The organism is Paracoccus sp. (in: a-proteobacteria), assembly GCF_046289755.1.
GTDB lineage: Bacteria > Pseudomonadota > Alphaproteobacteria > Rhodobacterales > Rhodobacteraceae > Paracoccus.
The window spans coordinates 24,616-34,824 of sequence record NZ_JBKBVD010000038.1 but is presented as its reverse complement, the minus strand read 5'-3'; the positions used below and the strand labels follow the sequence as shown (position 1 = coordinate 34,824).

Genomic DNA, 10,209 nt, shown 5'->3' with positions numbered 1-10,209 from the left:
TGGCCAAGGTCCGACGCCGGTTCGGCTATCGTCGGCTGCACGTGTTTCTTCGGCGCGAGGGCCATGAGGTGAACCACAAGCGACTGTTCCGTATTTACCGCGAAGAACAGTTGCATGTGCACCGCCGGGGCGGACGCAAACGGGCCATGGGCACACGGGCCCCGATGGTGCTGCCGCTGATGCCGAACCAACGCTGGTCATTGGATTTTGTCTCGGACCAGCTGACCGATGGCCGCCGCTTCCGGATCATGACTGTCGTCGATGACTGCACCCGCGAATGCCTTGCCCTGATCGCTGACACCTCGCTGTCGGGCGCACGGGTCGCGCGGGAGCTGGCGACCCTGTTTGACGCCCGCGGCAAGCCCCAGACGATTGTCAGCGATAACGGAACGGAGTTCACCTCGAACGCGATCCTGAAGTTCGTGGATGACCGCAAGTTTGACTGGCACTACATCGCGCCCGGAAAGCCGACCCAAAATGCCTTCATCGAAAGCTTCAACGGCCGCCTGCGAGATGAACTGTTGAACGAGACCCTGTTCCCGTCCCTGCATCATGCCCGCGTCAGGCTTGCCGCCTGGCGCACAGACTACAACACCGAACGTCCCCACTCGCGCCTCGGATGGAAGACGCCCGCCGAGTTCGCCCAAACCTTCGCACTGCAACGGGGCCTGACGCTGCGCAATCCGCAAAGCTCCGCGCCAGCCCCCGTTGCCCAACCCGCCCGAATGGGCAAAACTCAAACCCGGAGTCTCGCTCACGCTGGATAAAAGTTGGGGGCAACGTCACGAACAGTCACCCCTCCGGCAGCTTTCATTTCCGGGCGAGCATCGCCCACAAGAACGTTCACCGCTCTGGACGGCTTGTCAAAAAGCTCACGAGCTCACTCGCGGCGGTTCGATGCCCTCAGCCCTTGGGTTCCGGATTGTCCCGGTTCCCTTTGCAGGCTCTGATGCAGAACCGACGTTCTGTGAAGATATTGCGAACCAAACAGACCCGCCAAAACGATGGCTGGATCTGATCTGATTGAAATTCAGGCATAATATTGGTGCACCCGACTGGATTCGAACCAGTGACCTCTGCCTTCGGAGGGCAGCGCTCTATCCAGCTGAGCTACGGGTGCCGATTTCGTCCTGATACAATCGCAGCACATGCGGCGCAATGGCTAATCTGCGCCATCTGCCGGGAGGTCAGGAGTCCGATAAGGCCGCAATGATCAAACTGAAATCGGCGGCCTTCAGACTGGCGCCACCGACCAGCGCACCGTCGACATTGGCGATGCCAAAGATCTCGCGCGCGTTGGTTGGCTTGACGCTGCCACCATATAGCAGCCGGACGCCCGCAGCATCCGTCAGATGCCGCCCAAGCCGCTGACGCAGCAGGGCGTGGACCTCGGCGATCTGCCCGGCATCCGGTGTGCGTCCCGTACCGATGGCCCAGATCGGTTCGTAAGCGATGACAGTGTTCGTCGCATCAGCCGTCTGCGGAAGCGAGCTGTCCAGCTGTTCCGCAATCACATCCAGCGTCCGGCCCGCATCCCGTTCGGCCTCGGTTTCGCCCAGACAGATGATCGCGATCAGCCCGGCCTCATGGGCCGCCAGCGCCTTGGCGGCCACCATGGCGCTGGTCTCGCCATGATCGGCGCGGCGCTCGGAATGGCCCAGGATCACGTGGCTTGCCCCGGCATCGGCCAACTGCTGCGCGGCCAGATCGCCGGTATGGGCGCCCGAGGCGTTCGCATGGCAGTCCTGACCGCCGACGAGGATCGGAGCATTCACCACCTGCGCAGCCAGCGGATGGATCAGCACGGCAGGGGGGCAGATCAGAACCTCACAGCCCGGCGCGGGATGCGCCTCGGCCAGCGCCCTGACCTCAGCCAGTGCGGCCAGATCGCCGTTCATTTTCCAGTTGCCGGCAGCCAGCTTTCGCAATCCCATAACCACTCCCCTGTGTCTGACAGACAGCAGTTACGGGGCAACGGGGGATCGCGCAACTACGGTTGCGCTATCAGCCCAGGGCGGCGCGGCTGCCCTCAAGCGGCTCGAAGCGCACCGACTCGCCGCAACCGCAGCTGTCGGTCACATTGGGGTTGCGAAAGCGGAACCCGGAATCCAGCAGCCCGTTCTCATAATCAATCTGGGTGCCGAACAGGAACATCTGCGCCATCGGCGCGATCAGCACGCGCGCGGCGCCCTGCTCGACCACCTCGTCGGCGGGGGCTGCGGCCGCGGCCAGTTCCATCGTGTATTCCATCCCCGCGCAGCCGCCCTTTTTCAGGCCGATCCGCAGGCCATAGGCGTCCTTGCCCGCCATCAGCCGGGCAATCTGCGCCTCGGCGGCGGGGGTGATGGTCACAGGGGCAGAGCCGGGCAGGGCAAACATCGCAGATTTCCTTGTCTGTTCCGCAAAAGATAGTCACCCGGTCGCCGCTCCTCAACCCCACCCGCATCTTTGCCTTGGCGCAAATATCCTCAGGGGGGAGGGCGCCGCAGGCGACCGGGGGGCGCGAGCGCCCCCCTTTGCTGCGCCCGCGGTCCTACATGAAGCCCAGTTCCAGCCGCGCCTCATCCGACATCATGTCCATGCCCCATTGCGGCTGAAAGGTCATCTCGACATCGACCTGCTTGACGCCCGGCACCGCCTCGACCGCATCGGCCACCCAGCCGGGCATCTCGCCTGCGACCGGACAGCCCGGCGCGGTCAGCGTCATGATCACGCGCACCTCCGAGGCATCGTTGATCTCGACCGTGTAGATCAGGCCCAGATCATGGATATTGACCGGGATCTCGGGGTCATAAACCGTCTTGCAGGCCTCGACGACCGGCTCGTACAGCGGGTGATCGGTGGTCGAGGGCGCGATCAGCGGCGCGCCTTCCATCAGGGGTTCGGTCATCGCATCATCCTTCAATTCCGACCAATTATATAGGGCACCGCCCGGCTGCGGTCCAGTGGGCTGCGGTCCGGTGGGCTGCGCATTGCACCGCCCTGCGCCCGGCGCTACAAGCGCCCGGTTCCAGCGACAGGCCCCCCGATGACCAAGCGATTTGCCTTTACCCTGAATGCGACCGACGGTGCGGCCCGCACGGGCGTCATCGACACGCCGCGCGGCCAGATCCGCACGCCCGCCTTCATGCCGGTGGGCACGGCGGCGACGGTCAAGGCGATGCTGCCCGAAAGCGTGGCGGCCACCGGCGCCGACATCCTGCTGGGCAACACCTATCACCTGATGCTGCGCCCCGGCGCCGAACGGGTGGCGCGGATGGGCGGGCTGCACCGCTTCATGAACTGGGACCGCCCGATCCTGACCGACAGCGGCGGGTTTCAGGTGATGAGCCTTGCGGGACTGCGCAAGCTGACCGAGGAAGGCGTGACCTTTTCCAGCCATGTCGACGGCTCGAAGCACCACCTGACGCCCGAAACCAGCATGCAGATCCAGCGTCTGTTGGGCAGCGACATCGTGATGGCCTTTGACGAATGCCCGGCGCTGCCCGCGACCGAGGCCGAGGTCGCGACCTCGATGCGGCTGTCGATGCGGTGGGCGCAGCGCTCGCGCGATGCCTTCGGCGACCGGCCGGGTCACGCGCTGTTCGGCATCATGCAGGGCGGCGTCACCCGCGATCTGCGCGAGGAATCGGCGGCGGCCCTGCAACAGATCGGCTTTGACGGCTATGCCATCGGCGGTCTGGCCGTGGGCGAGGGGCAAGAGGCGATGTTCGGCGTGCTGGATTACGCGCCGGGTTTCCTGCCAGCAGACAAGCCGCGCTATCTGATGGGTGTGGGCAAGCCCGATGACATTGTGGGCGCGGTGCAGCGCGGCATCGACATGATGGATTGCGTGCTGCCCTCGCGTTCGGGGCGGACGGGGCAGGCCTGGACGCCGCGCGGTCAGGTCAATATCAAGAACGCGCGCCATCAGGACGACCCGCGCCCGCTGGACGAAAGTTGCACCTGTCCGGCCTGCACCGGCTACAGCCGCGCCTATCTGCACCACGTCTTTCGTGCCAAAGAAATGATCAGCGGCATGCTGCTGACATGGCACAACCTGCATTACTATCAGCAGCTGATGGCGGGCCTGCGCGAGGCGATTGCGGCGGGGCGGCTGGACGCTTTTGTGACCGATTTCCACGCCGAACGGGCAAAAGGCGATATTCCTGCTGTCTGAAGCCCGTGTTCTGACACGAATTTCCCTGCGTCACTCTTGCGCAGGCGGGGGCATTGGCTATCTTACGGATGTTCTCAGGGCGGGGCGCAATTCCCCACCGGCGGTGACAGCCCGCGAGCGCCCCTTTTCGAAGGGGGTCAGCAGATTCGGTGAAATTCCGGGGCCGACGGTATAGTCCGGATGGAAGAGAACCGTGGCAGGCGCCCCCCAAGGCGCCGGTCATGGTGTATGCCTTGGGGGCCTGACGCAACATATCGTAAGGTTCCTGAAAGATGACCAGATCCCCCCGTATCGCCTTTATCAAGGCGCGCTGGCACGCCGATATCGTGGACCGCGCGCATGAAGGCTTCGTAGTCGAGGCCGCCAGCCTGATGCCCGGCGCGCATGTCGATGCCTTCGACGTGCCCGGCGCCTTCGAGATGCCGCTGCTGGCGAAAAAACTGGCCGCGACCGGAAAATATGACGCCGTGGTGGCCGCAGCCCTCGTGGTCGATGGCGGCATTTACCGCCATGATTTCGTGGCGCAGGCCGTGGTGTCGGGGCTGATGCAGGCCGGGCTGGAGACGGGCGTGCCCTGTTTCTCGGTCTCGCTGACGCCGCATAACTATCAGGACACCGATTTGCACCGCGACTTCTTCCGCGCGCATTTCGTGAAAAAGGGCGCCGAGGCCGCGCAGGCCGTGCAAGGCATGCTGGCCGTCGAGGCCCGCATCGCGACGCTGGATCAGGCAGACGCCGCCTGATCCATCCGCAGGCGGTGCCGCGACAGCAGCATCGCCTGTGTCTCGTCGATTTCGGCGCGGCGGCGGGCCGCGTCCCAGTCCAGCGCCGTGGCGCAAAGGTCCGCCGCCCGTTCCAGATCGCGCTGCGTGAGCTGCCCGGTGACGGCAAGTGCCGTGCGGCGCATGACCAGATCGGCCAGCGTGACCACCTGTTCATGGCGGATCAGCCAGTCAAGCTCGGGCAGGCTGTAATCCGCATCGGCCAGCATCTGCGGCGACGCGCCCTCGGCGGTCAGGATGGCGCTCGCCGTGGTGCCGTAGCGCGACAGCAGGACCGCTGCGCGGGCGGGCGCGGCACCGGTGCGCTGTGCCTCGGCCTGTGCCCATGCGCCCGCGTCAGCCGGGTAGTCGCGCCCGCCGCCGATGGGCGCCAGCCGGGTGTCGCCGCGCCGTGCCTGACCAAGCCGCGCCAGCACCGTGTCCGCCACCTCTTCGGCAAAGCCGCGAAAGGTGGTCCATTTGCCGCCCACCAGCGAGATGATCGGCCAGCGCCGCGCGCCCTCAGGCGCGGCCACAGGTGCCGAATGGTCGCGGCTGATCAGGCCGGGATTGGCCGCATCCGAGGCGGGCAGGGGCCTGATGCCCGCATAGGCATAGACGATCTGGCCGCGATCAAAGCTCAGCCCCGGCAGCAACCCCTGCAGCGCCGACAGGAAATAGTCGATCTCGGGGTCGTCGCAGGCCACGTCGTCGGGGTCGTCCGCGCGGATATCGGTCGATCCGACCAGCGCCCGGCCCAGATAGTCAAAGACCAGACAGATGCGCCCGTCATCGGCCTCGAAATAGATCATGCGGCCCTTCAGCGCCGCCAGCAGCTGGGGGTGATCCAGCAGAATATGTGACCCCTTGGTGCCGCCGATCAGGTGCGAGGGCACGCCGAGCGTCTTGTTCACCCGGTCGATCCAGGGGCCTGCCGCATTCACCACCACGCGCGGGCGCAGCGCCAGCGGCCCGGCGGGGCCGTCCAGATGCACGACGTCGCCATCGGTGCCGGTCAGCACGGTATGGTTCAGCGCGCGGGCTGTGGGATTGGCGCGCATCCCCTCGGCCAGCAATTCCCAGACCAGACGTTCGGGCATCGACACGGTGGCGTCGTAATATTGCCCGGCGGCGACGATCCGTGGTGTCAGCGGGGGGATCTCGCGCAGGGCACGCGCGCGCGACCACATCTGATGGCGCGGCATCACCCGGTGCCTGCGACCGTAAAAATCGTACATCGCCAGCCCGGCCTTCATCAGCACCGCCCCCCGGCTGCGCGGCGCGGTGGTCGAGCCCAGCAACGTCCGCAGCGCGGCACCGACCCCGCGCAGCCACGAAAAGATCGGGATGACCGTGGGCAGGGGGCGCACCAGATGCGGTGCGTTCTTGAGCAGCAGGTTGCGCTCCAGCGTCGATTGCGCGACCAGCCGCAGCTCGCCGGTTTCCAGATATTTGATGCCGCCATGGATCAGCCGCGAGGGCGCCGCCGAGGTGCCGCCACCGAAATCGCCCTTGTCGGCGATCACGCAGGTGATCCCCTGATCGGACAGATCGCGGAACAGGCCGGCGCCGTTGATGCCCGCCCCCAGTATCAGAACGTCGATGTCTTGCGTCATGTCGTGCCTTGCAATGCCTCGATCCGGGGCCAGATCGGCGCCAGTGCGGCGGTCAGATCGGTGAACACCCCATAGCGCGTGGCCAGATCGGCGTGGCGGTCGGCGTCGGGGCGATGCTGGTGGCTGATCGCGGCCAGATCGCGCGGATCGTGGCGCGGCGAGGCGAACAGGCCCACGCCTGCGCCCGCGCAGAGCGCCGCGCCCCATGCCGCCGCCTCGTCGGTGTCGCTGGTCGCAACCGGCATTCCCAGCACATCCGCGAACAGCTGCGCAAAGGCGGGCGCGCGCGAGATGCCGCCGGTCAGGCGCGCGGTCGTCGGGGCAAAGCCGTCGCGCAACGCGTCCACATGATAGCGGTGGTTGAAGGCGATGCCCTCGATTACGGCGCGCAGCATCTGGGCGCGGTCGTGCCAGCCCCGCAGCCCGAAGAACGCCGCACTGGCCTGCGGGCCGTGGGGCGAGCCGAACAGATAGGGGTGAAAGATCGCACCCGAGGGCAGGGCCATCGCCGCCTCGATCTGCGGCACGATCTGGGCGTGAAAGGCGCGGCCATCGGCCTCGGCCTGCGCGCGGTCGGTGGCGCAGAGCGTGTCGAGGAACCAGTCGTAATTGGCCGCAGAGGCAGGGGAAATCGACATGGCGTTCCACTCGCCCCGGCGGATGCCGTTGCGACAGAACCAGCGCGGATCGGTCAGGGGGGCATGGGTGACGGTCTCGTTGATCGAATAGGTGCCCGCGACGATGGCGATGCAGCCCGTCTGATAGCCGCCCGCGCCAAGGGCCGAGGCGGTGACATCATGCAACCCCGCCACGACCGGCGTGCCGATGGCCAGCCCGGTGGCCTGCGCGGCAGCGGCGGTCACCCGACCGACAATATGGTCGGGCAGCGCGATCTCGGGCAAAGGCAGACCGTGCAGGCCGAAAAGACCCGGAATGTCGGTCGCATAGTCCTGGGTGGCGACATCGGTGAATGAGGTGCTGGCCTCGGTCAGATCGGTGCCGATCCGGCCCGTCAGGCAATGGGTCAGCCAGTCCTTGCAGGCCAGCACATGCCCGATGGCCGCGAATCGTTCGGGCTGGTGATCCCTGATCCACGCCATTATTGCCGAAGGCGCCGAGGCATGGGGCATCTGCCCGGTGCGGGTCAGCGCCTGATCCGCGGTGCCGTCCGCCTGCCATTGCGCGGCAATGCCACCGGCGCGGCTGTCCAGCGACAGGATGCCGGGGCCAAGCGGGCGGGCGTGCTGATCCAGCAGATAGAGGCCGTCACCATGGGCGGTCGCGGCGATGGCGGCGATGTCCGAGGCGGGGCGCCCGCAGGCCGACACCGCCTCGGCGATGGCGGCGGCGGTCTGGCGCCACAGGTCGTCCATGTCGCGTTCGACATGGCGGGGATACGGCATGGATTGCGCGACCCGGCGCCGCGCGGTGGCCAGCACGCGGCCGGTGTCGTCAAAGATCACCGCCTTGGTGACCGTCAGGCCGTTGTCGATCCCCAGAAGCAGCGCCATGACCGGCCCCTTGTCCACAATGCTGCCAGAGGCGCGGTTGCCCGCGCCTCTGCATGTCGGTTCTTACTGGTCCAGCACGAAGGGCGCGCTGTAGCTGTCAACATTGTCGGCGGTGATCAGCAGGCAGTCGAACAGCTGCTTTTCGCTGTCGGCGCCGGTCTCGCCGGTCTTGATGAAGTTGTCGGCCTGACGCACGGCCTCCTCTGCGAAGATGGCGACGGGTTGCAGGACGGTATAGGCCATCTCGCCCGCGCGCACCGCATCGACCGCATCGGGCGAGCCGTCAAAGCCGCCGACCGTGATGCCGTCCAGACGCCCGGCCTCTTTCAGGGCCGCAATCGCGCCCAGTGCCATCTCGTCATTGCCCGAGATGACGCCGGTGATGTCCGGGTTCGCCTGCAGCAGCGACTGCATCCGCTGGAAGCCCTGCGTGCGGTCCCAGTTGGCGACCTCCTGGCCCGCTTTCTCGAATTCGGGATACTGGCTCAGAACCGTCTCATACCCGTTCGAGCGGGTCTGGGCGTTGTTGTCGGACGGCGCGCCGAACAGCTCGACATACTGGCCGCCCTCTTCGCTCATCGCCTCGACCCATGCCTGCGCGCCAAGCGCGGCACCTTGCGCGTTGTTCGACACCAGCTGCGCCTTGGCCAGACCTTCCTGATTGATCTCGGCATTCACCAGAAAGACCGGGATGCCGGCATCAACGGCCTTCTGCACCGCACCGACCGAGCCATCGGCATTGGCCGGGTCAAGGATGATCGCCACCGACTGGTTGGTGATCGCGGTGTCGATCAGGGTGCTTTCGGAGTTGGTGTCGCCCCGGTGCGCGGCGACATTGGCGGTATAGCCCAGCTCCTCGGCGGTGGCCTTTGCGACCTCGCCCTCGGTGAACCAGTAGGGGTTGGCCGGGTCGTTCACGATGATCGTGATCAGCCCTTCGGCCCATGCCGAGCCAGCCATCAGCGGTACGGTGGCCACGGCGGCCATCAGTGTCCGGCGGGTCATTTTCATCATTCTCTCTCTCCCTTGGGTTGGTGGACCTGCCCGCGCGGCAGTCTTGCGGGGCAGTCTTTCCGCCCGGACCCGTTGCGGGGCCGGGGCGGGGAAGGTCATGGCGCGGTCAGCCCTTGCGGGCGCCGCCGCCGTATTGAAGCGAGTTCATCAGCACCGCCAGCACGATCACCGCGCCGGTGAACACGGTCTGCCAGTAGGAACTGACCCCGATGATCACCAGACCCGCCGACAGAAAGCCGATGACAAAGGCGCCCAGCATGGTGCCGCGCACATTGCCGCGCCCGCCGGTCAGGGCCGCGCCGCCGATCACCACGGCGGCGATCGCGGTCAGCTCATAGGTCATGCCCGCCGTGGGCCCGGCCGAGGTCAGCTGCGAGGCCAGCACCAGCCCCGCCACCGCCGCCAGCGCGCCCGAGACGACATAGACGGTGATCTTGACCCGCTTGACCGGCACGCCCGACAGCTCGGCCGCGCGTTCGTTGCCGCCCGACGCATAGAGCCAGCGGCCAAAGGCCGAGCGGGCCAGCATCAGCCCAGCCACGATGGCGATGACCGCCAGCACGATGACGCTGATCGGCACCCCGCCGATGCGGAAAAAGCCCAGCCAGTTAAAGCCGGTATTGCCCAAAGCCTCGGACCCGCGCAGGTTGTTGTAGGTCAGACCGTTGGTCATCAGCAGCGCGATCCCGCGCGCGACATACATGACGCCAAGCGTGGCCACGAAGGGCGGCACCTTGAAGATGGCGACCAGCACGCCATTGACCGCGCCCACGGCGGCGCCCACGCACAGCGTCAGCACCACGACCGCCCAGACCGGCGGATAGAGGATCACGCCAAGCGCCTCCATCTCGACCCCCTGCATCAGCGCGCCCGCGACGACGCCGGACAGCGCCAGAATGGAGCCCACCGACAGGTCGATGCCGCCGTTCAGAATGACCAGCAGCATGCCCACCGACAGGATGCCGTAGATGGCCACCTGACTGGACATGATCAGAAGGTTTCCGACCGTGAAATAGTTGGGCGACAGAAAGGAAAAGACCGCGATAATGGCGATCAGGGCAAAGAACGCGCGCCCCTCCAGCAGCAGGCGGCCGATATGCAGCTGGCGGCCTTTGGCGGGGGTGGCGGTGGTGGTGGTTGCGGACATG

Annotated in this window: 10 protein-coding genes, 1 tRNA gene and 1 riboswitch; of the genes, 3 read left to right on the top strand and 8 right to left on the bottom strand. The window is 66.5% G+C overall.

The features are described from left to right. Positions 1 to 767 (top strand): IS3 family transposase (locus ACK41U_RS13900; protein ID WP_409681292.1); only part of this gene is annotated, 767 nt, incomplete at its 5' end. Positions 768 to 1,043: 276 nt separating this feature from the next. On the opposite strand, the gene ACK41U_RS13895 is transcribed toward ACK41U_RS13900, so the two are convergent. The 4 genes from ACK41U_RS13895 to ACK41U_RS13880 all read right to left on the bottom strand — a co-directional run bounded on the left by ACK41U_RS13895 (position 1,044) and on the right by ACK41U_RS13880 (position 2,890). Further along, positions 1,044 to 1,120, bottom strand: a tRNA-Arg gene (locus tag ACK41U_RS13895). Between the two features lie 67 nt (positions 1,121 to 1,187). Next, complete coding sequence (gene tpiA, locus ACK41U_RS13890; protein WP_409681290.1) at positions 1,188 to 1,934, bottom strand: triose-phosphate isomerase; 747 nt, start codon at positions 1,932 to 1,934, stop codon at positions 1,188 to 1,190. Between the two features lie 70 nt (positions 1,935 to 2,004). After that, positions 2,005 to 2,379: a HesB/IscA family protein gene (locus ACK41U_RS13885; RefSeq protein WP_409681288.1), complete on the bottom strand. Its 375-nt coding sequence runs from the start codon at positions 2,377 to 2,379 to the stop codon at positions 2,005 to 2,007. A gap of 154 nt (positions 2,380 to 2,533) precedes the next feature. Beyond that, a complete protein-coding gene (locus tag ACK41U_RS13880; RefSeq protein ID WP_135313298.1) occupies positions 2,534 to 2,890 on the bottom strand; it encodes an SUF system Fe-S cluster assembly protein in 357 nt (118 codons plus the stop codon). Positions 2,891 to 3,028: 138 nt separating this feature from the next. Between ACK41U_RS13880 and tgt the strand changes: the two genes are divergently transcribed. Both tgt and ACK41U_RS13870 read left to right on the top strand, forming a co-directional pair. After that, positions 3,029 to 4,159, top strand: a complete 1,131-nt coding sequence (gene tgt, locus ACK41U_RS13875) for a tRNA guanosine(34) transglycosylase Tgt (RefSeq protein ID WP_409681286.1) — start codon at positions 3,029 to 3,031, stop codon at positions 4,157 to 4,159. A 66-nt stretch (positions 4,160 to 4,225) separates the two neighbouring features. Further along, positions 4,226 to 4,355: riboswitch (FMN riboswitch) on the top strand. 76 nt (positions 4,356 to 4,431) lie between these two features. Next, a complete protein-coding gene (locus tag ACK41U_RS13870) occupies positions 4,432 to 4,902 on the top strand; it encodes a 6,7-dimethyl-8-ribityllumazine synthase (protein WP_409681284.1) in 471 nt (156 codons plus the stop codon). Here ACK41U_RS13870 and ACK41U_RS13865 read toward each other — a convergent pair. From ACK41U_RS13865 to ACK41U_RS13850, 4 genes are all read right to left on the bottom strand, one after another. Next, the gene (locus ACK41U_RS13865; protein ID WP_409681282.1) at positions 4,884 to 6,536 is read right to left on the bottom strand and encodes a glycerol-3-phosphate dehydrogenase/oxidase; all 1,653 of its coding nucleotides are present in this window, start codon (positions 6,534 to 6,536) and stop codon (positions 4,884 to 4,886) included. The two genes, ACK41U_RS13870 and ACK41U_RS13865, sit on opposite strands and share 19 nt — an antisense overlap. After that, a complete protein-coding gene (locus ACK41U_RS13860) occupies positions 6,533 to 8,047 on the bottom strand; it encodes an FGGY-family carbohydrate kinase (protein WP_409681280.1) in 1,515 nt (504 codons plus the stop codon). The genes ACK41U_RS13865 and ACK41U_RS13860 overlap by 4 nt, the downstream gene beginning before the upstream one ends. A gap of 63 nt (positions 8,048 to 8,110) precedes the next feature. Next, a complete protein-coding gene (locus tag ACK41U_RS13855) occupies positions 8,111 to 9,058 on the bottom strand; it encodes a D-ribose ABC transporter substrate-binding protein (protein ID WP_409681278.1) in 948 nt (315 codons plus the stop codon). A gap of 109 nt (positions 9,059 to 9,167) precedes the next feature. After that, a complete protein-coding gene (locus ACK41U_RS13850; RefSeq protein WP_409681276.1) occupies positions 9,168 to 10,208 on the bottom strand; it encodes an ABC transporter permease in 1,041 nt (346 codons plus the stop codon). Position 10,209: the final 1 nt, after the last annotated feature.

Coding starts and splice junctions, on each gene's coding strand:
- ACK41U_RS13850 (WP_409681276.1), bottom strand. CDS start 10,208: ATGTCCGCAACCACCACCACCGCCACCCCCGCCAAAGGCCGCCAGCTG.
- ACK41U_RS13880 (WP_135313298.1), bottom strand. CDS start 2,890: ATGACCGAACCCCTGATGGAAGGCGCGCCGCTGATCGCGCCCTCGACC.
- tpiA (WP_409681290.1), bottom strand. CDS start 1,934: ATGGGATTGCGAAAGCTGGCTGCCGGCAACTGGAAAATGAACGGCGAT.
- ACK41U_RS13885 (WP_409681288.1), bottom strand. CDS start 2,379: ATGTTTGCCCTGCCCGGCTCTGCCCCTGTGACCATCACCCCCGCCGCC.
- ACK41U_RS13865 (WP_409681282.1), bottom strand. CDS start 6,536: ATGACGCAAGACATCGACGTTCTGATACTGGGGGCGGGCATCAACGGC.
- ACK41U_RS13860 (WP_409681280.1), bottom strand. CDS start 8,047: ATGGCGCTGCTTCTGGGGATCGACAACGGCCTGACGGTCACCAAGGCG.
- tgt (WP_409681286.1), top strand. CDS start 3,029: ATGACCAAGCGATTTGCCTTTACCCTGAATGCGACCGACGGTGCGGCC.
- ACK41U_RS13855 (WP_409681278.1), bottom strand. CDS start 9,058: ATGAAAATGACCCGCCGGACACTGATGGCCGCCGTGGCCACCGTACCG.
- ACK41U_RS13870 (WP_409681284.1), top strand. CDS start 4,432: ATGACCAGATCCCCCCGTATCGCCTTTATCAAGGCGCGCTGGCACGCC.